Origin of the sequence: Mesorhizobium sp. ESP-6-2, from assembly GCF_020164675.1 — a bacterium.
GTDB lineage: Bacteria > Pseudomonadota > Alphaproteobacteria > Rhizobiales > Rhizobiaceae > Mesorhizobium.
Map to the genome: position 1 here is coordinate 582,024 of NZ_JAIUGT010000002.1, position 25,247 is coordinate 607,270.

General features: G+C 63.1%; 22 protein-coding genes and 1 pseudogene. 9 read left to right on the forward strand and 14 right to left on the reverse strand.

Translation table 11 applies throughout. The features are described from left to right. Window positions 1–333 precede the first annotated feature (333 nt). From LB532_RS08005 to LB532_RS08035, 7 genes and pseudogenes are all read right to left on the reverse strand, one after another. On the reverse strand, window positions 334–2,463 hold the full coding sequence (locus LB532_RS08005; protein ID WP_140639041.1) for an ASKHA domain-containing protein: 2,130 nt from the start codon (window positions 2,461–2,463) through the stop codon (window positions 334–336). Next, a complete protein-coding gene (locus LB532_RS08010; RefSeq protein ID WP_140639040.1) occupies window positions 2,414–3,385 on the reverse strand; it encodes a methyltetrahydrofolate cobalamin methyltransferase in 972 nt (323 codons plus the stop codon). The genes LB532_RS08005 and LB532_RS08010 overlap by 50 nt, the downstream gene beginning before the upstream one ends. Window positions 3,386–3,466: 81 nt before the next feature. Continuing rightward, window positions 3,467–4,558, reverse strand: a complete 1,092-nt coding sequence (locus LB532_RS08015; protein ID WP_140639039.1) for a methylenetetrahydrofolate reductase — start codon at window positions 4,556–4,558, stop codon at window positions 3,467–3,469. Beyond that, window positions 4,555–5,178, reverse strand: a complete 624-nt coding sequence (locus tag LB532_RS08020; RefSeq protein ID WP_140555039.1) for a methylenetetrahydrofolate reductase C-terminal domain-containing protein — start codon at window positions 5,176–5,178, stop codon at window positions 4,555–4,557. The genes LB532_RS08015 and LB532_RS08020 overlap by 4 nt, the downstream gene beginning before the upstream one ends. Next, window positions 5,171–5,473 carry a virulence factor gene (locus LB532_RS08025; RefSeq protein ID WP_140516337.1) on the reverse strand — a complete coding sequence of 101 codons (303 nt, stop codon included), beginning with the start codon at window positions 5,471–5,473 and terminating at the stop codon, window positions 5,171–5,173. The genes LB532_RS08020 and LB532_RS08025 overlap by 8 nt, the downstream gene beginning before the upstream one ends. Before the next feature lie 202 nt (window positions 5,474–5,675). Then, a complete protein-coding gene (locus tag LB532_RS08030; protein WP_140639038.1) occupies window positions 5,676–6,458 on the reverse strand; it encodes a formyl transferase in 783 nt (260 codons plus the stop codon). A gap of 93 nt (window positions 6,459–6,551) precedes the next feature. After that, window positions 6,552–7,116 (reverse strand): annotated as a pseudogene (locus LB532_RS08035) (DUF4893 domain-containing protein). Between the two features lie 190 nt (window positions 7,117–7,306). Here LB532_RS08035 and LB532_RS08040 point away from each other — a divergent pair. Continuing rightward, entirely contained in the window at window positions 7,307–8,149 is an 843-nt protein-coding gene (locus LB532_RS08040; RefSeq protein ID WP_140639037.1) for an acyl-CoA thioester hydrolase/BAAT C-terminal domain-containing protein, read from the forward strand. Between the two features lie 83 nt (window positions 8,150–8,232). On the opposite strand, the gene LB532_RS08045 is transcribed toward LB532_RS08040, so the two are convergent. Next, a complete protein-coding gene (locus tag LB532_RS08045; protein ID WP_140555044.1) occupies window positions 8,233–8,859 on the reverse strand; it encodes a DUF1638 domain-containing protein in 627 nt (208 codons plus the stop codon). A 288-nt stretch (window positions 8,860–9,147) separates the two neighbouring features. Then, window positions 9,148–9,846, reverse strand: coding sequence for a corrinoid protein (locus LB532_RS08050; protein ID WP_095764935.1), 699 nt, complete (start codon window positions 9,844–9,846; stop codon window positions 9,148–9,150). A 289-nt stretch (window positions 9,847–10,135) separates the two neighbouring features. Here LB532_RS08050 and LB532_RS08055 point away from each other — a divergent pair, with 289 nt between their 5' ends. The 6 genes from LB532_RS08055 (at window position 10,136) to LB532_RS08080 (ending at window position 16,659) form a co-directional block, all read left to right on the forward strand. Further along, window positions 10,136–11,710 (forward strand): trimethylamine methyltransferase family protein, encoded by a 1,575-nt coding sequence (locus LB532_RS08055; protein ID WP_224556613.1) that lies wholly within the window; start codon window positions 10,136–10,138, stop codon window positions 11,708–11,710. Between the two features lie 89 nt (window positions 11,711–11,799). After that, complete coding sequence (locus tag LB532_RS08060) at window positions 11,800–12,489, forward strand: hypothetical protein (protein ID WP_140639035.1); 690 nt, start codon at window positions 11,800–11,802, stop codon at window positions 12,487–12,489. Window positions 12,490–12,594: 105 nt separating this feature from the next. Next, window positions 12,595–13,332, forward strand: coding sequence for a dienelactone hydrolase family protein (locus LB532_RS08065; protein WP_140639034.1), 738 nt, complete (start codon window positions 12,595–12,597; stop codon window positions 13,330–13,332). Window positions 13,333–13,514: 182 nt separating this feature from the next. Further along, on the forward strand, window positions 13,515–14,075 hold the full coding sequence (locus tag LB532_RS08070) for an RNA polymerase sigma factor (protein WP_140639033.1): 561 nt from the start codon (window positions 13,515–13,517) through the stop codon (window positions 14,073–14,075). A gap of 2 nt (window positions 14,076–14,077) precedes the next feature. Continuing rightward, window positions 14,078–16,192 (forward strand): vWA domain-containing protein, encoded by a 2,115-nt coding sequence (locus LB532_RS08075; protein WP_140639032.1) that lies wholly within the window; start codon window positions 14,078–14,080, stop codon window positions 16,190–16,192. 203 nt (window positions 16,193–16,395) lie between these two features. After that, window positions 16,396–16,659 carry a hypothetical protein gene (locus LB532_RS08080; RefSeq protein ID WP_181169323.1) on the forward strand — a complete coding sequence of 88 codons (264 nt, stop codon included), beginning with the start codon at window positions 16,396–16,398 and terminating at the stop codon, window positions 16,657–16,659. 16 nt (window positions 16,660–16,675) lie between these two features. Here LB532_RS08080 and bmt read toward each other — a convergent pair whose 3' ends face one another. Both bmt and LB532_RS08090 read right to left on the reverse strand, forming a co-directional pair. Then, complete coding sequence (gene bmt, locus LB532_RS08085) at window positions 16,676–17,698, reverse strand: betaine--homocysteine S-methyltransferase (protein ID WP_181169322.1); 1,023 nt, start codon at window positions 17,696–17,698, stop codon at window positions 16,676–16,678. A 116-nt stretch (window positions 17,699–17,814) separates the two neighbouring features. Continuing rightward, window positions 17,815–18,672 (reverse strand): helix-turn-helix domain-containing protein, encoded by an 858-nt coding sequence (locus LB532_RS08090; RefSeq protein WP_140639030.1) that lies wholly within the window; start codon window positions 18,670–18,672, stop codon window positions 17,815–17,817. A 229-nt stretch (window positions 18,673–18,901) separates the two neighbouring features. Here LB532_RS08090 and LB532_RS08095 point away from each other — a divergent pair, with 229 nt between their 5' ends. Then, entirely contained in the window at window positions 18,902–19,909 is a 1,008-nt protein-coding gene (locus LB532_RS08095) for a fatty acid desaturase (protein WP_140639029.1), read from the forward strand. A 91-nt stretch (window positions 19,910–20,000) separates the two neighbouring features. After that, window positions 20,001–20,831 (forward strand): phosphate/phosphite/phosphonate ABC transporter substrate-binding protein, encoded by an 831-nt coding sequence (locus tag LB532_RS08100; protein WP_140639028.1) that lies wholly within the window; start codon window positions 20,001–20,003, stop codon window positions 20,829–20,831. Here the strand turns inward: LB532_RS08100 and LB532_RS08105 are convergent. The 3 genes from LB532_RS08105 to LB532_RS08115 are packed head-to-tail and all read right to left on the reverse strand — an operon-like array spanning window position 20,796 to window position 25,213. Next, window positions 20,796–22,151 (reverse strand): M24 family metallopeptidase, encoded by a 1,356-nt coding sequence (locus LB532_RS08105; RefSeq protein WP_140639027.1) that lies wholly within the window; start codon window positions 22,149–22,151, stop codon window positions 20,796–20,798. The two genes, LB532_RS08100 and LB532_RS08105, sit on opposite strands and share 36 nt — an antisense overlap. A 9-nt stretch (window positions 22,152–22,160) precedes the next feature. Further along, window positions 22,161–24,731 (reverse strand): FAD-dependent oxidoreductase, encoded by a 2,571-nt coding sequence (locus LB532_RS08110; protein WP_140639026.1) that lies wholly within the window; start codon window positions 24,729–24,731, stop codon window positions 22,161–22,163. Continuing rightward, window positions 24,728–25,213, reverse strand: coding sequence for an endonuclease domain-containing protein (locus tag LB532_RS08115; RefSeq protein ID WP_140639025.1), 486 nt, complete (start codon window positions 25,211–25,213; stop codon window positions 24,728–24,730). The genes LB532_RS08110 and LB532_RS08115 overlap by 4 nt, the downstream gene beginning before the upstream one ends. Between the last annotated feature and the right edge of the window lie 34 nt (window positions 25,214–25,247).

The window sequence follows — 25,247 nt, forward strand, 5'->3', positions numbered from 1 at the left end:
CGCCTGCCATGTATCGGTCGGATTTCGCGAAAACGGTGATTTGGTTTCCGGATCAGTCAATCCCGAAACATTTGCATGCAAATGAATTGGACCAGGCAACCAACTCTGAAATCTCGGGCGCTGCTCCTCATTGTCCTGCCGGACATTTCTCCTCGTATAGTGACGGGGCGAAAGTGGCCATCGTTGATGATTTCGCCAATCACAGACGTTGCCGAACAGGCGCAAATGTTGCGGGGAGCTCCCGTCTTCCCGTCAGTATACGGGGAGAAGGTGGCGGCACCCAGATGAGGGGCGACGCCAACAGTTCGGGAAAGCACTCGGCTGCGCGGCTGTCTACTCCCGTCCACGCCGCGCGGCGTGGCCTTCGCGCGAGCGCCGGCGCGGGGTGGCGTTGCCGGCGATGCCGTCCTCGCTCACCGTCTTGCGCGGCGGCAGCTTCACCGCCGCCGACAGTTTCGGGAACGGATCGACCTTGTTCGGCAACGCCATCGCATAGACGAAGTGTTCCTGGAATTTGGGCTCCAGTGCGGTCTCGATCTTCTCGATCTGGCTAACCGTCTCCTCGATCTCGCGACGATAGCCGCGATTGAGCAGCGCCATGCGCGCACCCGCGCCGGCGGCGTTGCCGACGGCCGAGACCTTGTCGAGGTCGCAATCGGGGATCAGGCCCAGCACCATGGCGTATTTCGGATCGATGAAGGAGCCGAAGGCGCCGGCGAAATGAATGCGGTCGACATGCTCGGTGTTCTGCTTTTCCATCAACAGCTTGGTGCCGGCATAGAGCGCCGCCTTGGCGAGCTGGATGGCGCGCACGTCGGTCTGGGTGATGGTGATCTTCGGCTCGCCTTCCTTCAGCACGTAGGAGAAGGTGCGGCCGTTGGCGACGATACGCGGCGAGCGCATGCTGAGCGATCCGTCGACGACGCCGTCTTCGGAAATGATGCCGGCCAGATACATCTCCGCAACGATCTCGATGATGCCGGAGCCGCAAATGCCGGTGACGCCGGTCGCCTGCACGCTGTCGAGGAAGCCCGGCTCGTCGGACCACAGTTCCGAGCCGATGACGCGGTATTTCGGCTCCAGCGTCTCGGGATCGATGCGCACGCGCTCGATGGCGCCGGGCGCTGCGCGCTGGCCCCCGGAAATTTCCGCGCCTTCGAAGGCCGGACCGGTGGGCGAGGAAGCAGCCACGACCCGCGCACGATTGCCGAGCACGATCTCGGCATTGGTGCCGACGTCGACGATCAGCATCATCTCGTCCTGGCGATGCGGGCCCTCCGACAGCGTCACCGCCGCGGCGTCGGCGCCGACATGGCCGGCGATGCAGGGCAGCATGTAGAGACGTGCGCCCGGGTTGAGCTTGAGACCGATATCCGAGGCCTTGATGCGCACCGCGCCCGAGACGGCGAGCGCGAAGGGCGCTCCGCCAAGCTCGGTCGGATCGATGCCGAGGAACAGATGGTGCATGATCGGATTGCCGACGAAGACGGAATCCAGGATGTCGTTGCGCTGGACACTGCCTTCCGCGCAGACCTTGTCGACAAGGCCCGAGATCGCCTCGCGCACGGCGACCGTCATGCCTTCGCGGCCATCCGGGTTCATCATCACATAGGAGACGCGGCTCATCAGATCCTCGCCGAAGCGGATCTGCGGGTTCGATGTGCCGGAGGAAGCGGCGACGCGGCCCGACAGCAGCGACACCAGATGCATGGCGATGGTGGTCGAACCGATATCGCAGGCCAGCCCATAGGCCTCATTCTTGAGGCCAGGCCACAAAGCGATGACGCGCGCGATGTCGCTGTCGGCGTCCTTGTGGATGGCGGCGGTCGCGGTCCAGTTGCCCTTGCGCAAGATGCCCTGCACCTGCGGCAGCAAATAGAAATCGAATTCGAGGTTCTTGAAGTTCCAGTCCTTCATCAGCGCGATCTTGAGCCGGTCGAGGTCGCCTGACGGATTGTGCATGTCGGGTTCTTCGATCTCGACATAGCACATGCGGATCGCCGTATCGCGGGCGATCACCCTGGTGTCGGCATCCTTGCGGATGGTCTGTGCGTTGATGACCGTGTCCTGCGGCACGTCGATGACAAGGTCGCCGAGGATCTGCGCCGAGCAGGAGAGGCGGCGACGTTCCGGCAGGCCGCGCACGCGCTCATAGCGCTCTTCCTTGGGCCCCTTGGGCGAGATGTGGTCGTTGGAGGAGACGATCTTGTGCTTGGCGAAATTGCCTTCCTGAACCTCGATCTGACAGCGCCCGCAAGTGGCGCGCCCGCCGCACACGCTTTCGACATAGACGCCGAGCTGGCGCGCGGCGTCGAGCACCGGCGTGCCGACCGGAAACCGCCCGCGCTTGCCCGACGGCATGAACAGCACGAGCGGATCGGTGATGTTGGTATGCGAATTCACGATTGCGCGCTTATCCCCTTGCCATGCGGGCTTCACGGCCGCCACGACGGCGACCGCCATTGCCGCCTTCGCCTGGTGCATTGACCGCCGTCGGTGCGGCGACCGCCTGGCCGCCTTCGGCCGGCTTGTAATCCTTATAGGTGCGAATCCAGTTGGTGCAATTCTCGTCGGTGCCGTTCAGAACGTTGGCGCCGCGCACGGCCTCCATTTCCTGCGGCCGCACGGGGTTCATGATCGCCGATGTCATGCCGGCGCCGATCACCATCGGGATGAAGGCAGCGTTGATGCCGTGGCGGTGCGGCAGGCCGAAGGAGATGTTGGAGAGGCCGCAGGTGGTGTTGACCTTCAGTTCCTCGCGCAGGCGCCGCAGCAGGGCGAACACCTGGCGGCCGGCATCGCCGAGCGCGCCGATCGGCATGACCAGCGGGTCGACGACCACATCATGCGCGGGAATGCCGAAATCGGCGCAGCGCTCGACGATCTTCTTGGCGACTGCGAAACGAACGTCCGGATCCATCGAAATGCCGGTCTCGTCGTTGGAGATGGCAACGACCGGCACGTTGTATTTCTTGATCAGCGGCAGGATGGCCTCGAGCTTTTCCTCCTCACCGGTGACGGAGTTGACCAGCGGGCGGCCCTTGGCGACCTTCAGAGCCGCCTCGATCGCGGCGGTGACCGAGGAGTCGATCGACAGCGGCAGGTCGACCAGGCCTTGCACGATCTCCAGCGTCTGCACCAGCAGCGCCGGCTCGGTCGCGTTGGGATCGACGGCAGTGACGCCGGCATTGACGTCGAGCATGGTGGCGCCACAAGCGGCCTGTTCCAACGCGTCCTTGATCACGGTCTCGAAATTGCCGGCGACCATCTCGGCGGCGAGTTTCTTGCGGCCGGTCGGGTTGATGCGCTCGCCAATCACGCAGAAGGGCTGGTCGAAGCCGATGATGATTTCTCGTGTCGCCGAGGCAACGATGGTCCGGGTCATGAAATCTCTCCGTCGTGATATAAAGAGTTCTTTATATCGTTATCTCTTGTGGATCAAGCGAATGGTGGCTCTCCGCGCAAGTCAATGCGCGGTCTTCACCATGTCCACCTGGGTTTCGGTAACATCGTCGTGCAGGATATGGTCGAGCCGGTCGGCGACCATCTGGTCATCGCGGCGGATCTCGCGTTTCCAGGGCTGGCGGCCCTTCAGCACGCCCGATTCATCGACGATCTCGGCGACATACTCCTCCTGACGGTAGGCCATCACATGGATGCCCGAAACGCCCGGGATTTCCTTCACCTCATTGATGATGTCGATGCAGAGCTGCTTGCCTTCCTTCTTCTGGTCCTGGGCGCCTTCCAGCCGCTTGATGACGGTATCGGGAATATGGATTCCCGGCACGTTGGAGCGGATCCATTTGGCCGTCTTGGCCGAGGCGAGCGGTCCGACGCCGCACAGGACGAACACTTTCTCCGTGTGGCCGAGATCGCGTGCCTTTTGCATGAAGGTCTTGAACATCGGTACGTCGAAACAGTACTGCGTTTGAACGAACTGAGCGCCGGCGGCGATCTTCTTGCCGAGATGGATCGGGCGGAAGTCGAAGGGCGGCGCAAACGGATTGACGGCCGCGCCGAGGAACAACTGCGGCGGCGTGGTAAGCTTGCGGCCGGACAGGAACTTGCCGTTGTCGCGCATGATGCGGATGGTTTCGAGCAGCGACATGGAATCCAGGTCGAACACCGGCTTGGCGCCGGGCTGGTCGCCGGCCTGCACGCCGTCGCCTGTCAGGCACAGCATGTTGGCGACACCCATGGCAGCCCCGCCCAGCACGTCGCCCTGGATGGCGATGCGGTTCTTGTCCCGACAGGCGATCTGCATGATCGGGGCATAGCCCATGCGGGTCAGGAGCGCGCAGATGCCGACCGACGACATGTGGCAGTTGGCGCCCGACGCATCGACGGCGTTGATGGCGTCGACCCAGCCGTCGAAGATCTTCGCCCTGTTGTAGACGTCTTCGGGATCGGCGCTGTCGGGCGGGTTGAGCTCGGTGGTGACGGCGAATTCACCGCGTCGCAGGACGCGTTCGAGCCGGCCGCGCGAGGTGTGGCCGGGCAAGGGATCGAGCGGCAGATGGATGCCGGCCGGATTCTCGTCACGCTGGCGGGCGATCATGCGGCCGCTCCGGTCTTCGCATCGGCCGCGGCTTCACGGGCCGCTGCCGCCTGCGCGGTGACGCGCAGCCAGGCGGACGTTTCGCGCAGCGACTGGTCGACCGGCTTCTGCACCGCAAGAATCCTGTCCCCGTGCTCCATGTTGCGCGCCCCCTCCCAGGCCTTGACCCAGACGCAAGGCATGTCGGGCTCGACCTCGCAATTGCCGTTGGCGCGCACGCCGCCGCAGGGGCCGTTGCGCAGCTGTTTTGGGCAGTTCATCGGGCACGACATGCCGGTCGAGGACAGGATGCACTGGCCGCACATGCGGCAGTCGAACATGAAGCCCTTGACGCGCTTTTCGACAAACTTCACCGGGGCCTCGACACGGCTGTAGCCGATGCCTTTCCACAAGGGATGCAGCAGAAGGAACGTGTCGGCGAAGCGGGCATAGAACCATTCGAGCAGGCGCGAGTGCCGGACCGACCACAATCTCACCGCGAAGGAGCGCTGCACGCGCCGCTGCGGCGACACGTCGGCCGGCTTGTAGTCGGATTTCGGTGCCGCCTTCTTGACCAGGGTCGCCTGGGTGACCGGCTGGAGGGCCGCCGGGCTCTCCTTGGCGGGAATGGTCTCAGACATTTTCTTTGCCGCCCGCCTTGACCAGAGCGACCAGCCGCTCGCGGTCATATTTCGCGTCGATGTCCTGGAATGCCTTCTCGACCTCGGCTTCGAGATCGTCGCCGACCGGAACCGGATCGGCCTTGCGCCATTCGGCCAGATAGTCGTCCGTGCCGCCCGCGCCGGTCCGCATGGCGCACATGTCGATCGCCTCGGTGAAGCGCAACGGCAGTTCGCGCTTGGCGTTCTGGCGGCCTTTCCTGACGATGACCTGGGCAGGGATGTCGCGCCAGTAGACGACGATCAGATCGGCCATGAATTCTCACTCCTCGATCTGCGAGCATTGCCGCATGCGCAATTGGGCCGCTTGTTATGGGACGACGCGCGCGCATTCAAAAGCGACGCATTTGGATGTCGTAAAATGAAAGGCGCGTTTATTCGTTCCGGCTTGTGCGTCGGCAGGCTCGAAACGCTGGGATAGCCCTGCCTTCTGCACGCGGCGCCGGACGAGGAATGCGCTACCAGATGCCGCTTCTGATGCCCGTCCAGAGATAGAACCAGATCGTCGGATGGTACCACTGTTTCGATGGCAGGCCTGGATCGAACGTCGTCATTTTTCCGGCAAGGGCATCACTGACCGCCTCGACGCAGATGTCGCGCGAAAACGCCGTCTGGCGCAGCGCATAGCTTGAGATCGTGTCGCCTGGTTTCGGCTGGCCGTATGCCTGTTTCAGCACGCCGCCCGTGTCCACGCCGGCATCGACCAGATGCACCGTGGTGCCGAAATTCGCGGAATCGCCTGATGCCAAAGCCCAGTAGCCGCCATTCATGCCGCGATATTTCGGAGTGATGCCTGCGTGATAGTTGAGCACCGGGCAGGGCATCCTGGCCAAGAGGTCCCTCGACAGGAGTCGGCAACCGTTAAGCAGGACAACGCCTGGCTGGATTCTCTGGATCGCCGCGAGACACTCCGGCCCGTTGGCCGAGGCAACATGAATGATCTCCTGGCCCGGCCGCGGCTCGGTCTCGAGCTTCTCTTCGGCGATCAACCGGGCGGCATGGCTGGCGTAGAGCCGCTTGCCCAGCCTGCTCAGCACCATCGTGCCGAACTGGCCGATGGCCTGCAGCCAGCCCTGGCGACGGGCACGGCCAAGCAGCAATCGCTTTTTGGATTCAGGGACTTCCAGGATGACGATGACAGGGCCGACACGGTCGGCAATGGCGTTGACCATTGCCCATACGTGCTGGCCTCCTCCGGTAACGACCACGATCGGTCTCGGATTGGTTTCCGGTACTGCCATTGATCTTGCCACCCCTGGGATCAACTGCCACGGCCGGAGCTTAGACGAGGCGGGTTAATCCTTGGTATGCCGGAGCCGTCAGGAAGGCTCCGCTCAGCGCTTGAACTCCATGATGTCGAGCTTCGATTCGTAATAGGGAGCGGGGAATTCGATGCGCCATTCCTCGGCGCTATTGCGGAAGGCGTAGCCGACCTGGTCGGTCCGAGGACCGCTGCCATAGGGTTTTGCCTGGTCGTTGTTGACAGAACCGGAACCGAGATAGATCGCGCGCTTTTCGCCGTCGTCGAAGAAGCGGCCCTTGGTGCGCTGCGAGCCGGTGAGCTTTTCCAGCCGCCAGCCGGAGCCGTCGTCGGTCACCCTGCATTTGAACCAGCCATAGATAACGAGCGGGCTCAGCCCGCCCGCCTTGATGGTGCGGCATTGCCATTTGCCGGTGAGGTCTTTGTCGGAGAAAGCAACCAGCGGCTTGGCCAGCAAGGCGTCGAGCTGCCTGACCTCGCCAGGATTGCCCGCCTTCGCCTCGGCAAGAGCCGCCTTGCGCGTCTCGCCATATTTGTCCAGCCGCGGCGGTGATCAGCTTCTGCACCTCGCCGTCGGCATGCGCGGGCAAGGTGCAGCAGAGAAGGCTGGCAACGGCAAGCATCGGGCGAAGGGTCATCGGCATTCCTCGTCGGTGTCCGGCAGCCGACCGCTGGACGGCGCCTTTGCATGGCTTGCGCGCAATTTACCCATTCGCGGCAGGCTGTCATCCGTGCTTAACAATGTCCGAGGTTAAAAACGATGGTGCGGCGAAATGCGGATCTTGTTTACAGGATCGTCGGGCTGGCTGGGTCGAAAGTGAGCCTGCCATGGCGATAGACGGCGACAGCCTTCCACGGGGACTGTCCGGAAAGATGTTTCGGACCGCAGCTGACAGCACCACGGGGGTCGTGGTGCTCGGCGGTTCCAGCGGTCGGGTGGACGTGTCGCGAGCCAGGCTTTTTGCTAATGAAGGAACGACGGCGGTTGCGCTCCGCTGGTTCGGGGACGAGGGCCAAGCCGCCGGCATCTGCGAGGTGCCGCTGGAGATTTTCTTTGCCGCGGGGGACTGCCTGGTGGAACTCGGCTGCAAGCGGATCGTCTTTGTCGGCACGTCGAAAGGCGCTGAAGCCGCGTTGCTGGCGGCAGTGCACGATTCGCGTATCAGCGCAGTCGTCGCGTTCAGTCCTTCGTCAGTCGTATGGGGAAACATTGGTGCTGGCCTCGATGGCATCAGCTGGCCGGAGCGCTCGTCCTGGACTCTGCGGGGCAGGCCACTTCCCTTTGTGCCCACGGACCCTGAATGGAGGCCAGAATATAGGGACGGTCTTATCGCCTACAGGAGCTTGTTCGAACATTGCCTGAAGAGGCACGAGACCGAGATCGAGGCGGCGACCATACCCTTGGAGAAGTCCAACGCCCGGATCCTGCTCGTCGCAGGACGCGATGATGCCCTTTGGCCCTCGGACAAATTTGCGACCTCAATTGTGGAACGGCGAGCCCATGCCGGTTTGCCGACCCAACTTGTCCTGGCGGAGGACGCGGGTCATCGCGTATTGCTGCCGGGCGAAACGACGCCGCGATCATCCTTGCACGCGCATGGTGGAAATGATGAGGCTGACGCCAGATTGGGGCAATTGGCCTGGGAACAGATCAAGGCCATTCTCCAGTAGAAGGCGGCGATCCGTCCTGTCTTTGCCTTCGGAAAGGGCGATAATCGCCAATAGCCGCGCAGGAGGGCGCAGCCCGGCCAACGTCAGACGTCAGCCGCGGCCTTGGCCAGCCCGGCCGTCAGGTCTCCATAGCCTGTTGCGCGCCGCTCATAGACGAGGCCAAGCAGTTTCGCGGCCTTTTCCGCGACCTTGTCGAGCTCCGGATCGTCGGTCTGGGCCAGGTAGATCAGCTTCTCGTAATTGCCGAAATAGTCCTTGATCAGCTCCGGATGCCTGTCGAGGCCGAGCGGCTTCATGAAGAAGGCGTCGAACTGGCGGCAGAGGAAATCGGTCATGTAGAAGGACATCATGTCGTCGTCGGCGACCTTCGCATAGGCATCCATGCCCTGGTAGAAGGCGAAGCAATGCGGACCGGCCATGCGTTCGACGCCATGCTTCTCGCAGACCCGATCGAGCAGGCCGCCGGTACCGCAATCGGCGTAACCGACGAAGATGTTGCTGTAGCCTTCCGCCTTGGCCTTTTCGATGGCCTTGTCCATCGCCGGCGCGATGCGGTCCGGATAGAAATGAAACTCGGCCGGAAGGCATGTCAATTCGAGGTGATGAAGCCCGAGCTGTTCCTTGACGGCCAACACCTCGCGCGCAATCATCCCGCAGGCGATGATGAGCAGCTTGTCCGCTTGATTCTGCTTGGGTCTGGGCATCTTCATGAAACCAGCCGAGCCGGCTTTCGTTGCTGTGGGGCGATCTACCGAGAGAGGGATAAACCGTCGATGAAACTGTTACGCATTGCGCCAATCACAATCCTGGCCTGTGCCCTGGCCCTTTCGGCCTGTGCCAACACCGTCCGCGGCGTCGGCAGGGATATCAAGTCTACCGCGAAGGCCGTTGACGATACCGTCAAGAAACCCTGACCGCCGCTGCTCCCAACATCTGGGAACAAAAAAGCCGCGCTGCAAGGCGCGGCTTCGTCTGTCGAGCGTCCGCCTTGCCTTGTATCAGGCGGAAGCGCGCACATTGTGTTTACGCTTCATGAAGTCCTTGGCGGTCTCGACCGCCACCGCGGCATCGCGGCAATAGGCGTCGGCGCCGACCGCCTTGCCGAATTCCTCGTTCAGCGGCGCACCGCCGACCAGGACGACGTAGTCGTCGCGGATGCCCTTTTCCTTCATCGTGTCGATGACGACCTTCATGTAGGGCATGGTGGTGGTCAGCAGCGCCGACATGCCGATAATGTCCGGCTGGTGCTGCTCGATGGCGTCGAGATATTTCTCGACCGCATTGTTGATGCCAAGGTCGATGACGTCGAAGCCGGCGCCTTCCATCATCATGCCGACGAGGTTCTTTCCAATGTCGTGGATGTCGCCCTTGACGGTGCCGATCACCATCTTGCCCTGCTTGGGCGCACCGGTGGCGGCGAGCAGCGGGCGCAGGATTGCCATGCCGGCCTTCATCGCATTGGCCGACAGCAACACTTCGGGAACGAACAGGATGCCGTCGCGAAAATCCTCGCCGACGATGCGCATGCCCTCGACCAGCGCCTCGGTCAGCACCTTGTAAGGCGCCCAGCCGCGCTCGAGAAGGATGTTGGTGCCTTCCTCGATCTCTTCCTTCAGACCGTCGTAGAGATCGTCGTGCATCTGCTGCACCAACTCGTCGTCGGAAAGCTCGGAGAGGATAATCTCGTCGTCGGACATTGTTTCTCAGGCTCCTTGCTGCCGGGAACGACCATGGCAGCTTAAAATCAACGCGCCAATACCTAACCCGCGAGGGGCGCGTATCCATAGCTGATTTGCGACTTCCCGCAAAAGGAAAGCGACTGAAAAATCTATCGGTTTTCTTGTCGATTTTGCGACAGGCGTTGGCGCGGACGGGCCGTTTCGAATAGGGTGCATGGCTACGATCCGCCGGAAGCCGCGTTAGGCGGCCACAACGGTTCCGGGCCGGGCGCTAATCAAGCCGGTCCAAATTCAGGGAAGAACGATCATGAGCGAACACGCGGCAGTGGACCAGGAAGCGTCAAACGCGCGACGTGGACGCGGCGCCAGCGGTGGGGCGGCGGCAAGGCGGGCAGCGCGTTCGGGCGGCGGTCCCGGCACTCAGCTCACCTACATCAAGCGCAAGATTAACGTCTATGAAGTGCTCGACGAGGAAGGCCTGGCGCTGATCGAGAAGAACACCGATACGGTGCTCGAAGAAATCGGCATCATCTTCCGCGACGATGCGGAGGCGTTGCAGCTGTGGAAAGAGGCGGGCGCCGATGTCAAGGGCGAGCGCGTGCATTTCCCGAAGGGGCTCTGCCGGTCGCTCTTGAAGACCGCGCCCTCCATCTACACCCAGCATGCCCGCAATTCCGAACGCTCGGTGCAGATCGGCGGCAATGCTACCGTCTTCGCCCCGGTCTACGGACCGCCCTTCGTGCGCGACCTCGACGGCGTCCGGCGTTACGCGACGATCGAGGATTTCCAGAATTTCGTGAAGCTCGCCTACATGGCGCCTTCGATCCACCATTCGGGCGGCACCGTGTGCGAGCCGGTCGACGTACCGGTCAACAAGCGCCATCTCGACATGATCTACGCGCACATCAAATATTCCGACAAGCCGTTCATGGGTTCGGTCACCGCGCCGGAACGTGCTGAGGACACGGTCCGCATGGCCAAGCTGGTGTTCGGCGACGACTTCGTCGAAAACAACACGGTCCTGACCAGCCTGATCAACGCCAACTCGCCGATGGTGTTCGACGAAACCATGCTTGGCGCGCTGAAGGTCTATGCGCGCCACAACCAGGCCTGCATCGTCACGCCGTTCATCCTCGCCGGCGCGATGAGCCCGGTGACGGTCGCCGGCACGCTGACCCAGGTGCTGGCCGAGGTGCTTGCCGGCGCTTCGTTCACCCAGCTGATCCGGCCGGGCGCGCCGGTGCTGTTCGGCACGTTCGCCTCATCGATCTCGATGCAGTCGGGCGCGCCGACCTTCGGCACGCCGGAGCCGTCGCTGGTGTCCTACGGCGCCGCACAGCTCGCACGGCGCCTCGGCCTGCCGTTCCGCACCGGCGGTTCGCTCTGCGCTTCCAAAATCCCGGATGCGCAAGCAGCCTATGAAAGCGCCAACACGCTGAACTCGACCATTCTGGCCGGCACCAATTTCGTCCTCCATTCGGCCGGCTGGCTCGAGGGCGGGCTGGCGTCCTGCTACGAAAAATTCATGATGGACATCGACCAGCTCGGCATGACGCAAAAATTCTCCGAAGGCGTCGACCTGTCGGAAAACGGCCAGGCGATGGACGCCATCCGCCAGGTCGGGCCGGGCAGCCACTATCTCGGCTGCGACCACACGCAGGCGAATTTCCAGACTGCCTTCTATCGCTCCAACATCGCCGACAACAATTCCTACGAGCAGTGGCTGGCCGAAGGCGAGAAGACCGCGCCGCAACGCGCCAACGAACTCGCCCGTCGCTGGCTGGAATCTTATGAGGCGCCGCATCTCGATCCGGCGATCGACGAAGCGCTGAAGGACTTCATCGCCAAGAAGAAGGGGTCGATGCCCGATGCCTTCACGTGAAAGGAGCCCGAGTCAGGCGGGGCTAAAGTCGCCAACATCATCCACAAGGAAGTCTGGCGGAGCGCTTTCTCCGATCCGGTCAAGAAGGGATGATTCTTTCGCGCGGCAGGATGGAGGAGATTGCGGCCGCGCTTGGGGCCAACGGCCTCATCCTGCGTGGCGGCTTCACCTTTGCGGATGGCGAGGCGGCGCCTTGTGGCCGCTCCGGTGCACCGGCCAGGTCGGCGCTGCTGGTAGGGCAGGCGGGGGCGGCACCCTGGCCGCATTTCCTGCGCTGGCGCGACAGTCAATCACAGGCCATCGCCGATCCGCTCGATACCTGGTCCCGGCAGGTCATTGGCGCGGTCGCGGAAGAGTTCGGCGCACGCGCCGTGTCGCCCTCCGACAAGCCCTATCTGCCGTTCCAGCAATGGGCGATGCGGGCCGAGGGCCTGAAGCCGTCACCGCTCGGCATCCTGATGCATCCGCGATACGGACTTTGGCATGCCTATCGCGGCGCGCTGCTGTTCGAGGGTGAGATCGCGCTCTCGGAGGCTCGCGAGGCGATCCATCTCTGCGACGCCTGCGTCGACAAACCCTGCCTGAAAGCCTGCCCGGTCGATGCCTACTCCGCGGACGGGTTCGCCCACCAAGCCTGCCTGGCGCATGTACGCGGGCCGAGTGGCGGGCCCTGTTGTGACGGCGGGTGCCTCGACCGCAATGCCTGCCCCTACGGCACAGCCTATCGCTACCCCCCGGAGGTGCAGGCCTTTCACATGGCAGCGTTCGCGGGTCGGTAAGCTCGTCGCGCTGCCGCACGAAATGTTGACTGCCAAAATCAGGCAACAGCTTGCCCTGTCGGCGTGCGCGGATATGTATCGCCCAGCAACCGAACGGAGTTGGCGATGCCGAAACAGGACCTTCAGATCAAGACCAGGGACGGTATGGCGAGGGCGGGGCTGTTCCGCCCGGCCAACGCTTCCCCGGCCAAGGCCGGCGTCATCCTCTATATGGATGCCTTCGGCCCGCGCCCTGCGCTCGACGGCATGGCCGAGCGGCTGGCGGAGGAGGGCTACACCGTGCTGGTGCCCGACCTCTTCTATCGCAACGCGCCCTACGGTCCGTTCGATGCCAAGACCGCCTTCGTCGAGGAAAAAACCAAAGTGCCGCTGATGGCGCTGATCAGCGGCACGACGCAGGAGATGACGATTGCCGACAGCGGCGCCTTCCTCGACGCATTCGCTGCCGAAGGCGTCACCGGGCCGATCGGCGTTGTCGGCTATTGCATGGGCGGCGCGCGGGCGCTGAACGCAGCCGCCTTCTATCCGGATCGCATCAGGGCGGCTGCCAGTTTCCATGGCGGCAATCTCGCCAGCGACGCGGCCGACAGTCCGCACCGCAAGGCCGGGTCGGTCAAGGCACGCGTCTATGTCGGCATGGCGGGCGTCGACAGGAGTTTTCCGCCCGAACAGTCGGCGCGGCTGGCCGAGGCGTTCAGGGCGGCGGAAGTCGATTACGTGCTGGAGAATTATGTCGGCATGGCGCATGGCTGGTGCGTGCCGGACCACAGCGTCTACAACGATGTTGGCGCCGAGCGGCATTGGAACCGGTTGATCACCCTGTTTTCCGAGACGCTCGGGTAGGTCCTTCGGCCCAAACGCAAACCCAGCCTAATTCGCCGGACGCGGCTGCGTAAACTTTCATGAGTTCGCGCCGCCCTTCGGGCACGTTCTCCCCGTGAAGGGGCGAAGGAAGAGCTTCTTTCCAAAAAAATCTTTCCCTCACCCCAAGGATTGGCCATTAGCCTTCGTCCAACAGGCAAATGATGGCGATGATGCTGGATGAGAGCGAAGCCTCCGACGCCGAACTGATCGGGCGGGCGAAGGGCGGGGACAAGGGGGCTTTCGGCACATTGCTCGAAAGGCACTATGATTTCGTCTATCGCGCCGCCTATCGCTGGTGCGGCCGGAAGGCGGATGCCGAAGACATCGCGCAGGAAGTCTGCGTCCGGCTCGGCAAGGCGATCCGCGACTATCGCGGCGGCAGCGCCTTCACCACCTGGCTCCATGCCATGACGCTGAACGCCGCGCGCGACATGATGCGCAAGAGCGCCCGCGAGACGGTCAAGACCGAAGCCTATGGTGTCCACGCGCTGATTTCGGGCGAGGCTCCGGCCGAGAACGAGGATACCGCCGAGGCGCTGTGGGCCGCGGTGCGGCGACTGCCGGACAAGCAGCGCGACGCCGTGCTGCTTGTCTATGGCGAGGGCTTGAGCCACGCGGCCGCCGCCGAGGCGATGGCGATCTCGGAGACAACGGTTTCCTGGCACATCCATGAAGCGAAGAAACGGCTGAAAACGCTGATGCGCTCGGCCGGGGAAGTGTGATCATGGTCGACGAGAACGAACTCAAGAGACTGCGCGACATAGCGATCCCGGCGCCGGGCGAGAGCGCGAAGGCGCGCGCCTTCGAGGCCGCCATGCGCGCCTATGACCAGGAAAATATTTCCGCCGCCACCCAAGGATCGATCAGCGGTCTTCGTCTCACAGAGCGAGCACGAAAGCTCTGGAGCGAAATCATGCAAAAGAAACTCATAGCCACGCCGGCCCTTGCCGGGCTCGTCGCCCTGCCTATCGCCGGATACGCCACTTTCCATATGCTGAGGGAACAGCCGTCCACTTTCGGCGGCGGCGAAAAGATCACCGAGACGCTGGCCGACAAGCCCGCCACCGTGAAGCCACTGGCCAAACAGGCGACGGGCGATCAGGCGATCAACGAACTGCTCGCAACGAGTTCGGCTGAGAAAGACAGGAGGACCGACGAGGAAAGCCGCGATGCAAAAGACGCGTTGGCGGCGTCGAGCAAATCCGAATCGGCCGTTGCCGGAGGCTTGGCGCCGCAGAATGCGCAGGAACAGGTTGCGCCGGCGGAACCTGCGCCACTTGCGCCAACGGGCGAGTTCGCCCTGGATAGCACTGCCGCGCCCAGCACGTCGCGAGCCGCACGCGTGTCCAAATTGATAGCACCGCAGCAGCCCGCCATGGCGCCGGCGGACCAGATCGCACCACCAGAGGAAAACCGCGACCGCGTCCAGGATTTCAAGACCAATCCGGTGCATTCGGCACTCGAGGACCCGGTCTCGACCTTTTCGATCGATGTCGACACCGCTTCCTATTCCTTCGTGCGCCGTTCGCTGAAGGAGGGCTTCCTGCCGCAGGCCGACACGGTGCGGGTCGAGGAGATGATCAACTACTTCCCCTATGACTGGAAGGGACCGGATGCGGCGTCGACACCATTCAATTCGACCGTCAGCGTCATGCCGACGCCGTGGAACGCGCACAGCAAGCTGATGCATGTCGCCATCAAGGGTTTCGACGTGAAGCCGGCCGAGCAGCCCAAGGCCAATTTGGTGTTCCTGATCGATGTCTCGGGCTCGATGGACGAGCCGGATAAATTGCCGCTGCTCAAATCGGCATTCCGGCTGCTGGTCAGCAAGATGAAGGCCGACGACACCATCTCGATCGTCACCTATGCGGGCGATGCCGGCACGGTGCTGATGCCGACGAAGGTTGCAGAGAAGGACAAGATCCTCAATGCTATCGACAAGTTGCAGCCCGGCGGCTCGACCGCCGGCGAGGCCGGCATCAAGGAGGCCTACAAGCTTGCCCAGCAGTCCTTCATCAAGGACGGCGTCAACCGCGTGATGCTCGCCACCGACGGCGACTTCAATGTCGGCCAGAGCGACGACGACGATCTCAAGCGCCTGATCGAACAAGAGCGCAAGAACGGCGTCTTCCTTTCGGTGTTCGGTTTCGGCCGCGGCAATCTGAACGACCAGATGATGCAGACCATCGCGCAGAACGGCAATGGTACCGCCGCCTATATCGACACCCTGGCCGAGGCCGAGAAGGTGCTGGTCGAGGATGCCTCCTCGACGCTATTCCCCATCGCCAAGGACGTGAAGATCCAGGTCGAGTTCAATCCCGCCAAGGTCTCGGAGTATAGGCTGATCGGCTATGAGACCCGCGCCTTGAACCGCGAGGATTTCAACAATGACCGCGTCGATGCCGGCGAGATCGGCTCGGGCCATTCGGTCACCGCAATCTACGAGATCACGCCCAAGGGCAGCGGCGGCGAACAGATCGAACCGCTGCGCTATGGCCAGGCTGGGGTCAACAATGGCGGCGTCGCCAATGCGGACGAATATGCCTTCGTCAAAATCCGCTACAAGCTGCCTAACGAAGACGTCTCGAAGCTGATCACCACGCCGGTGACGTCGGCCAACGAGGTGGCATCCTTCGACCAGGCCAGCACCGACCAGCGTTTCTCCGTCGCCGTCGCGGCCTTCGGCCAGAAGCTGCGCGACGAGGATGCGACGGCGAAGTTCGGCTACGACAAGATCATGGAGATCGCCACTGCCGCCCGGGGAGGCGACCCGTTTGGGTACAGGTCCGAGTTCCTCTCGCTTGTGCGCCTTGCCTCGGCGCTGGGCAACAACCGGTAATGTTGATGACGGCCGGTTTCTTCAGATGAGATCGTTCCGACGGAGAAGCCCCACGGGCGGGTGAGGCAGGCCGGCGAGGGATTTCACCCTTGCCGGCCTTTTTTCGGAATCTGCGATCGTTAAATTGCGCGGCATTTCCGGTACCGGATCGCAATTTCCTCTTGTTACGCCGGCCAAGTGTGTGGGGCTTGAGGGAGCCGGAATTGCAGATCAGGACTACCGCCAACTCGACACCGCAGGCTCGGGCCGCTTCGGCGGCAGCCCAATCGGCTGAAGCCAGGCGCATCGGCGACGATGTCGCGCAGGCGCGCCACACCGCCATGTCGGCTCTGACCAACGATCGTTTCCGCATCATGCTGGAGCAGATCACCGATCCGGTTTCATCCGGAGCGCTGATGACGATGCGCGGCGACCATGTCGTCGATCTCAAATCGGCGCAGTCGAGCTACGCCGACAACAGCGAATAATGAGAAAGCGGTGGCTTCAGGCCCGGCTGCGGCGACGCTCGCGGCGGGCCTCGCTGGTCTCGGCGGTGTTCGCCGTGGCCACCTTGTTGCGCATCGGACCGATGCGCTCGACGATCGTCTCGACGGTCGGACGATCCGCCTTGGTGTGGGCGTCGAGCGCCTTGCGCATGGCGGCCAGGTGCTGGAACGAGGTGCCGCAGCAGCCGCCGATGATTTTCGCGCCGCCGTCGACGGCAAGGCGCACATAGTCGGCCATCAATTCAGGCGTGCCGGAATAGTGGATTTCGGTGCCGCGGAATTCGGGAATGCCGCAATTGCCCTTGACGATCACGGTTGCCTCCGGCTTCGCCTGCGTCATGTCGAGCAGCGAGGCGAGGATGTCGGAAGCGCCGACGCCGCAATTGGCGCCGACGCCGAGCGGGGCTTGCGACAAGCCGTCGGCGACGCCGTGTATGTCCTTCGGCAGCAGGCCCATCATGGTGCGGCCGGCGGTGTCGAAAGAACCGGTATAGGTATAGGGCAGGCCGACGCGGATCGCCGCTTGGGCGGCGGCACGGATCTCGTCGGGCGCCGACATGGTCTCGATCCAGGCGACCTCGGCGCCGCCCTCCTTGAGGCCTTCGATCTGCTCGGCGAAGGCGTCGACCGCCTCGTCATAGGTCATGGCGCCAAGCGGCACCAGCAACTCACCGGTCGGGCCAACTGAGCCGGCAACGATCACCTTGCGACCGGCCTTGTCGGCAACCGCGCGGGCGATCTCGGCGGCGCGCTTGTTCAACGCGTGCACGCGGTCCTGCGCATGATGCAGCTTCAGCCGGTGACGGGTGCCGCCGAACGAATTGGTCAGGATGATGTCGGCGCCGGCGTCGACGAAATTCTGGTGCAGGCTGGTGATGGTGTCGGGCGCGGTCTCGTTCAGCAGCTCAGGAGCCTCGCCAGCCTCCAGACCCATTGCGAACAAATTGGTGCCGGTGGCCCCGTCAGCCAAAAGCACGCCTTTTTGCGCCAGCAGCGCGTCGATCGGGTTGGTCGTCGTCATCGGATTGGCTTTCACATTCTGAATTCGGATAAGGATATAAAGAAGTCTTTATGTCTAGTCAATGAAATAGCGACGGCGGAGTCGCAGTTAAAGGGCGCAGTTACGGGTGCCCGCGGTCATGCGGAACCTGATGGGAACGACATGCCGGCCAGATTGCGCGCGAAGCTTGCTGCCTCATGCGGGTTGACGTCGGCGGCCCGGATCAGATTGTCGAAATGCCGGGTCAACGCCTGGACCGGCTGGGTGGCGTTCAGCACGACATACATGTCGCCGACATAGATAGCGGCGCGGTAGGGTCCGAAAATGGTGAGCGGGATCGAATAACGCATGCGGCCGTCGTAGAGAAACAGGCGGAAAGTCGGGTAGAGATCGTCAAGCAACGTCGCCATGTGGGCGAGTTGCTGCCGACGGTCGGCCTCCGGGAAGCGGTCCCAGACGCCGAGGCCGCGTGCAAAAATCTCCAGCGTGTGACGCGGCATGCAGACTTCCATGTCGGTTTCCGGGCGCCGGTTGTATTCGATGCGGTATTGCGTCTCATTTGCCTGTGCGAGCCGGCTCCTGTTGGTGATGTTTGCCTCATAGTCGACCAGCGCGTGCGTCCGCAGAAGATCGGGAATGCCGGCCGGCACATAGCGGATCTTGGTGCCCGCGGCCTCGGCGAACCATCTGGCCAGAAGCGTGCGGTCAAAACCGTCGGGGGCTTCCTCGATCTCCAGGCTCTCGCGGATTTCACCGGTGACGCCCTCGTCCTGGCTGAGGCCGAGCAGCCAATCCAGCGACACTTTGAACTCGGCTGCGATATTAAGCAGCGTTTCGGCCCGCGGCAGGCGCGTCGACGCGCCCGACATCAGCTGCGACAGCGCCGACCGATCGATGCCGACGGCGGTGGCGAAGGCGGACTGGTTGAGGTCGGACCGTGTCAGGAGCAGCTTGAGACGCTCCCGAAAAATTGCTGACAGATCCCTTTTGTCCATCTCCCAACTCCCCGAATCATGAGGAAAAATTTTCGCCGAAACGTTCTCACTAGGCGCTTCAGGCGCAAATGAATCTCTAGATATGTTTACAATCTGTAACATGTGCGGTTGAAAATGCGCAATCGCAACATTTTGTACACTTTGTCTCGTTGAGTGGAATCGTTTCTCCTGACACTATGCTGTCAGGAGCCACTGGGGTTCCGGCGACTGAGGGGCAGTGGTCGATAGCATGAATGGCAAGAGCATAAGGCGACGCAATACACCGGCCATCGAGTGGCCAACCGTAGCCCTCGCTTTCTTCTGTTACGGAGCATGGCTCGCCACCGGTCTACTGCTCTGGCCGTCCTATCCGATCCCCGCGCTCGCTCTGCTCGGTTTCATGCTGGCACTTCAGTCGTCGATCATGCACGAAGTGCTGCACGGCCATCCGACGCGCAATGCGCTGATCAACGAGGCTTTCGTTTTCCTGCCCATCGGTCTGGTCTGGCCGTTCCGCCGTTTCAGGACGCTTCATCTGCGCCACCATGCTGATGAGCGCCTGACCGATCCGCTCGACGATCCGGAGAGCTATTACCAGGCGCTGTGGCAGCATGACGACCTGCCGCGGGCAATGAAATTCCTGCTCAAGATCAACAACACCATGGCCGGCCGGTTCTTGCTCGGTCCCTGGCTGTCCTGCATCGGCTTCTTCATCGACGACGCTAAACATATGATGGCTGGCGACAAGGCCATCCGCAAAGCCTGGCTGCTGCATGCGATCGGCCTCGCCGTCGTGGCGCCGATCGTGCAGTTCGGCTTCGGCATCCCGCTTTGGCTCTATATCCTGCCTGTGTGGCTCGGCCAGTCGCTGATCGCGATCCGTACCTTTGCCGAGCATCAATGGTCCGAGCATCCGGAAGGCCGCACGGTGATCATCGAGCGCTCGCCGCTGTCGTTCCTGTTCCTCAACAACAATTTGCACTTCGTCCACCACAAGACCCCGACGGTGGCCTGGTACCGGCTGCCTCAGCTGTTTCGCGAGCGTCGCGAGGAATGGCTGCGGATGAACAATGGCTATGCCTATCCCAACTATTTCGCGCTGATCAGGTCCTATGCTTTCAAGGCCAAGGAGCCGATCGTGCATCCGGTGTTGCGGCGTCAGCCGGAACCGGGCAGGGCATTCAAGCCGCGCGTCAGGGCGCGCAGCATCAGCGGGCTCGGCACCGCGCCGGTCCCGGCCGAGCCGCCCAAGGAATGAATCCTGCGAAACGACCGACGGTGTCGGCTATTTTTAATCCGGCGGCGCGTTTTTGCGATCCTTTCTCCAGATTTGATGGTCAGATTCCGGCATGAGCGAATTCGTTGCAGCGCTGCCGATGTATGACTGGCCCGAGGCGCGCAGCGAGGTCGACGCCCAATGGGCACTGCTGCGCGATGCCTTTCGGCAAGGAGGGGTAATCGAGGCACCGGAGACCGTCATTCGCCGCAACGGCGATCTGCCGCCGGTGCCGGGCGGCATTCATAGTGCCACCGGCGTCCTGATCGCGCCCGATCCAGCGACACTACCGCCGGACGCGCTCGATTTTCACCAGCTTTGGCTGCATCCCGCACTGCTGTTCGCGCAGACTTGCTGGGGGCCGATGGAGCTTGGCCTGGCCGGCCATGTGCAGCTTGTCGGCCAGCCGAGCTATGACCTCTACGAAGGCGGCCAGGGCGAGCTTTATTCGAGCGCGCTGGTGATGCGGGCGGACGGCAAGGCGTCCGTGCCTGGGCCTGCCAATGGCAGGCCCGTCATCCCGCTCGATCTGATCCGCGGCAAACGCTTCACCTTCAACAGCCTCGATTCCATGTCCGGTATCATCGCGCCGACGCGCGACCTGGAGGCGCTGGGCGAAAGCCTTGATGTGTTTTCCTCGCGCAGCGAAAGCGGCGGACATCGCGCGTCGATCGTCGCCGTGGCCGAGGGCAGGGCCGATGTCGCGGCGATCGACTGCGAGAGCTGGGCGCTGGCGCAGCGCTTCGAGCCGGCGGCCCGGCAGATGAAGGTCGTCGGCTGGACGGGACGGCGCAAAGGCCTGCCCTTCATCACGGCGAAAACGACGCCGGAAAAAACGGTTGCCGCGATGCGCGAGGCGCTTGCCGGCTTAGCCGAGCAGCCTCGCATCCAGCGAATAGGTTGAAAGCTTTTCGTTGCCTGTGCCGGTGACCAGGACCTGTTCCTCTATCTTGACACCCTCGCGCCCGCCGAGCCTGCCGATATAGCTCTCCACGCACAGCACCATGCCTGGCTCGATCACGCCGTCCGGCGTGTCCGATGTCCAGTCGTCGGCATGCGGCAAGGTCGGGTATTCGTCGGCCAGCCCGACGCCATGGTAGAGCACGCCATAGCGTGTCGGGAAACAGTCGCCGGGCGGCACCGCCGAGCGGTCGACAAGGTCGCGGAAGGAGGTGCCCGGCTGTATCAATTCGGTGTTGTGCGCGATCTGGTCGGCGGCGATGCGGAAAAGATCGCGTTGTTCGTCGGTTGGCTTCACATCCCCGCACAGCCAGGTGCGCGACAGGTCGGCGCAGAAGCCGTAGGGGCCGATCAAGTCAGTGTCGAAGGCGACGAGATCGCCTGCCTCGATGACGCGGGAGGAGCATTCCTGGAACCACGGATTGGTGCGCGGGCCGGAGGCCAGCAGCCGCGTCTCGATCCATTCGCCCCCGCGGGCAATGTTGCCGCGATGCAGTTCGGCCCATAATTCATTCTCGGAGATGCCGGGCTTGAGCGCCTGTTCCATCTCGCCCATTGCCGCCTCGCAGGCGACGATGGCGCGGCGCATGGCAACGATCTCGTCCGGCGATTTGATCAGCCGGGCATTCTCCATCACCGCTTCGCCATTGCCGATGGAAATGCCAAGCCGGGCCAGTTCCTCGACGCCTTCGGGGTTGAGGTGGTCGACCGCGATGCGGCCGCTGCCGCCGCCATGTTCCCGCACCAGATCGGCGATCCCGGCCGCCCAGCGGCGGACCTTCTGGTCGGTGAGCTCGCCGCTATAGAGATACATCCACGAGACGGCGGGGCGAACCTCGTCGACGACGCCGGAATGGTCCGACAGATGCTCGCAGGAGAAATAGTCGAACAGCACGACCGGTCCCTCGGTGGCAACGAAACAATGCCGTGTCGGGTTGTGCGCCACCCAAAGCTGCATGTTCGTGGAATCGGTGGCATAGCGGATGTTGACGGGGTCATAGAGCAGGGCGCCGGCATAGCCGCGGCGCTTCAGCTCGGCGCGGATGCGCCCCAGCCGGTATTTGCGCATTTCGGCCAGGTCGGGGGCGGCAATGTCCGCCGCCGCCCATTCCGCTTCGGCTATCGCGCCGTAGCCCAGCACATGCTGGTTGAGATCGGCCGCCTTCCGGCGGGAGGCGCCGCGCAGCGCCTCGATCGAGCCTGATACAAACGGCATGATCTTGCGATGGCGGCCGAAGCTCCCCTTTGGCGCCGCGCTGTCCATGGCGAAACCTCAGCTCCGCATCTTCTCGCCGCTCGGGTCGAACGGCGGCTCGACATTGATGCGGGCCGGACGGCGATGGCCGAGAATCTCGATCTCGAACAGGCCGGCGCTTTCATCCTCGGCCAGCGCCGCCGGGACGTAACCCTGCGCCATCGATTTCTGGATATAGTGGGCATAGCCGCCGGAGGTAACCCAACCAACCACGCGCCAGTCGCCGTCGACGATGCCGCGCACGGCGGACGCGCCTTGCGCCGCCTTGGAACCACGCACTTCCTTGCCCGCTGCATCGAAACGCGGCGCGCCAAAGCCATGCGGCTTTTCCACCGTACCGTAGTCCTTGCTGACCTTGGCCCAGATCGGCTCGTCACCCATCACATCGGCGTCGGCCGCCTCGACGATGAAGGACACGCGGCGCAGCTTCGGTCCTTCGGCCCGTTCCCTGGCGGCCGCGTCGCGGCCGATGAAGTCGTTCTTCTCCAGCTTGATGAAGCGGTCCATCGAGCCTTCGAACGGTCCGTAGATCGGCCTGAGTTCGCGGAACCAGGTCGGGAAGTTCTTTTCCAGGCGCATCGACAGCAGGGCGCGCATGCCGAAATCGACCAGGCCGAATTCTTCGCCTGCGTCCTTGATCGCCTTGTAAACCAGGCGCTGATAGGCCGGCGCCATCCAGATCTCGTAGCCGAGGTCGCCGGTATAGGTGATGCGGTTGACCATGCATGGCGCGCCGCCGACCGCCATTTCGCGGAAATCCATGAAGCGGAAGGCCTTGGTCGAAATATCGACATCGACCAGCTTCTGCAGGAGGTCCCGCGACTTCGGTCCGGCAATCGACAGGCCGACCAGCGTCTGGTCGAAGCGGTGAATCCGCACCGAACCATCCTTCGGCAGATGCTTTTCGAACCAGCGCATGTGATATTTCTGCGCGGCCGACGAGCCCCAGATCATGAAGCGTTCTTCCGCGGCCTTGGCGATGGTGAAGTCGCCGATCAGCTTGCCGAATTCGTTGATCATCGGGGTCAGCACGATGCGGCCCGCCTTCGGCATGCGGTTGGTCATCAGCCGGTTGAGGAAATCCTCCGCCCCCGGTCCGGAGACCTCATATTTGGCGAAGTTGGCGATTTCGGTGACGCCGACGCGCTCGCGCGTGGCGCGCACTTCCTCGCCGATCGGCCCAAAATCGTTGGAGCGGTGGAAGGAGACGATATCCTTGGGCTCCTTGCCCTTCGGCGCGAACCATAGCGCGGTCTCAAGGCCCCAGGAGTCTCCCATGACGGCGTTGTTGGCGAGCATGGTGTCGTAAAGCGGCGTCGTCTGCGCCGGGCGCGCCGCCGGCAGTTCCTCATTGGGGAAGCGGATCGAGAAGCGGCGCGAATAATTCTCGCGCACCTTGGCGTTGGTGTAGCGCAGGCTGGCCCATTCGCCGAAGCGGGCGACGTCCATGCCCCAGACGTCGAAGCCGGGATCGCCGTGCACCATCCAGTTGGACAGAGCGAGGCCGACGCCCCCGCCCTGGCTGAAGCCGGCCATGACGGCGCAGGCGCACCAGAAGTTGGTCAGCCCCTGTACCGGGCCGACCAGGGGGTTGCCATCCAATGCAAAAGTGAAGGGGCCGTTGATGATCTGCTTGATGCCGGCCTTCTCGATGCCGGGGAAATGCTTGAAGCCGATCTCCAGCGACGGCGCGATGCGGTCGAGGTCGGGCTGCAACAGCTCGTGGCCGAAATCCCAGGGCGTGTTGACCGGCGACCACGGCTTGCAGGCCTTTTCGTAGGTGCCGAGCAGGATGCCGTTGCGCTCCTGGCGGGTGTAGATCTCACCCTTGAAATCCATCACGCCGATCATCTCGCGGCCGGTCGATTTGTTGAATTCCTCGACCTCGGGCATGGGTTCGGTCAAGAGATACATGTGCTCCATGGCGAGCACCGGCAGCTCGAGGCCGACCATGCGGCCGATCTCACGCGCCCACAGGCCGCCACAGTTGACGACATGCTCGGCGTGAACCGTGCCTTGTTCGGTGATGACGTTCCAGGTGCCGTCGACCTGCTGCGTCAGTTCGACGACGCGGTTGCGCAGCACGATCTCGGCGCCGAGTTTCTTCGCCGCTTTTGAGTACGCAATCGTCGTGCCGGACGGATCCAGATGGCCTTCGACCGGATCCCACATGGCGCCGACGAAATTCGTCTCGTCCATCAGCGGGAACATCGCCTTGGCCTCGGATGGCGTGATCAGCTCGGTATCCATGCCGAGATAGCGGCCCTTGGCATGGGCAAGCCGCAGGAAGTCCATGCGCTCGGGCGAGTCCGCCATCATCACGCCGCCGGTCAGGTGCAGCGAACAGGACTGGCCGGAGAGCTCCTCGATCTCCTTGTAGAGCTGCACGGTATAGGCCTGCAGCTTGGCGACGTTGGGATCGCCGTTGAGCGTATGGAAGCCGCCCGCCGCGTGCCAGGACGAGCCGGAGGTGAGCTCCGAACGCTCGATCAGCATGATGTCGGTCCAGCCGGCCTTGGCCAGGTGATAGAGCACCGAGCAGCCGACGACGCCGCCGCCGATGACAACCGCTTTTACATGGGATTTCATGAAGGTAGGTCCGTTTTTGAAGAGATTGAATCGAGTGAGTGCGGTGTGAAAATAAAGCGGAGGTCGGAGACAGCGATGTTTTCGACCAGCCTGCCGTCGAGCGCGGCAAGGACGGTTTCACAGACGGATGTGCGGTGTTTCAGGACGTCATGGCTCCAAAGACGCAGGATCGAATAGCCTTGGGCGCGCATGAAATCGTCACGGCGGCGGTCGTAGGAACTGTCGGCGTGCTGTGAGCCGTCGAGCTCGGCAACCAGCCATTTTTCGCGGCAACAGAAGTCTGCAAAAAAGGGACCGATAGAGAACTGACGCTTAAAGCGATAGCTGCCAAGCCTGCGGCCTTTCAATTCGAGCCACAGCAGTGCTTCAGCCTGGTTACCGCCTTGCCTCAGCTTTCGCGCGCGTTGAGTGGTGCCCATCTTGCGGCGACTGCGGGTTTCACGAGCGGCTTCCCCCACTCCGCCGCCGCTTCGCGGCGCCACCTCTCCCCCCTCCGGAGGGAGAGGAAGGGCGCCA

What these genes read in the sequence shown, in the direction of transcription:
- LB532_RS08005 (WP_140639041.1), bottom strand. Translation starts at nt 2,463, where the DNA reads ATGGCGGTCGCCGTCGTGGCGGCCGTGAAGCCCGCATGGCAAGGGGAT.
- LB532_RS08010 (WP_140639040.1), bottom strand. Translation starts at nt 3,385, where the DNA reads ATGACCCGGACCATCGTTGCCTCGGCGACACGAGAAATCATCATCGGC.
- LB532_RS08015 (WP_140639039.1), bottom strand. Translation starts at nt 4,558, where the DNA reads ATGATCGCCCGCCAGCGTGACGAGAATCCGGCCGGCATCCATCTGCCG.
- LB532_RS08020 (WP_140555039.1), bottom strand. Translation starts at nt 5,178, where the DNA reads ATGTCTGAGACCATTCCCGCCAAGGAGAGCCCGGCGGCCCTCCAGCCG.
- LB532_RS08025 (WP_140516337.1), bottom strand. Translation starts at nt 5,473, where the DNA reads ATGGCCGATCTGATCGTCGTCTACTGGCGCGACATCCCTGCCCAGGTC.
- LB532_RS08030 (WP_140639038.1), bottom strand. Translation starts at nt 6,458, where the DNA reads ATGGCAGTACCGGAAACCAATCCGAGACCGATCGTGGTCGTTACCGGA.
- LB532_RS08040 (WP_140639037.1), top strand. Translation starts at nt 7,307, where the DNA reads ATGGCGATAGACGGCGACAGCCTTCCACGGGGACTGTCCGGAAAGATG.
- LB532_RS08045 (WP_140555044.1), bottom strand. Translation starts at nt 8,859, where the DNA reads ATGAAGATGCCCAGACCCAAGCAGAATCAAGCGGACAAGCTGCTCATC.
- LB532_RS08050 (WP_095764935.1), bottom strand. Translation starts at nt 9,846, where the DNA reads ATGTCCGACGACGAGATTATCCTCTCCGAGCTTTCCGACGACGAGTTG.
- LB532_RS08055 (WP_224556613.1), top strand. Translation starts at nt 10,136, where the DNA reads ATGAGCGAACACGCGGCAGTGGACCAGGAAGCGTCAAACGCGCGACGT.
- LB532_RS08060 (WP_140639035.1), top strand. Translation starts at nt 11,800, where the DNA reads ATGATTCTTTCGCGCGGCAGGATGGAGGAGATTGCGGCCGCGCTTGGG.
- LB532_RS08065 (WP_140639034.1), top strand. Translation starts at nt 12,595, where the DNA reads ATGCCGAAACAGGACCTTCAGATCAAGACCAGGGACGGTATGGCGAGG.
- LB532_RS08070 (WP_140639033.1), top strand. Translation starts at nt 13,515, where the DNA reads ATGGCGATGATGCTGGATGAGAGCGAAGCCTCCGACGCCGAACTGATC.
- LB532_RS08075 (WP_140639032.1), top strand. Translation starts at nt 14,078, where the DNA reads ATGGTCGACGAGAACGAACTCAAGAGACTGCGCGACATAGCGATCCCG.
- bmt (WP_181169322.1), bottom strand. Translation starts at nt 17,698, where the DNA reads ATGACGACGACCAACCCGATCGACGCGCTGCTGGCGCAAAAAGGCGTG.
- LB532_RS08090 (WP_140639030.1), bottom strand. Translation starts at nt 18,672, where the DNA reads ATGGACAAAAGGGATCTGTCAGCAATTTTTCGGGAGCGTCTCAAGCTG.
- LB532_RS08095 (WP_140639029.1), top strand. Translation starts at nt 18,902, where the DNA reads ATGAATGGCAAGAGCATAAGGCGACGCAATACACCGGCCATCGAGTGG.
- LB532_RS08100 (WP_140639028.1), top strand. Translation starts at nt 20,001, where the DNA reads ATGAGCGAATTCGTTGCAGCGCTGCCGATGTATGACTGGCCCGAGGCG.
- LB532_RS08105 (WP_140639027.1), bottom strand. Translation starts at nt 22,151, where the DNA reads ATGGACAGCGCGGCGCCAAAGGGGAGCTTCGGCCGCCATCGCAAGATC.
- LB532_RS08110 (WP_140639026.1), bottom strand. Translation starts at nt 24,731, where the DNA reads ATGAAATCCCATGTAAAAGCGGTTGTCATCGGCGGCGGCGTCGTCGGC.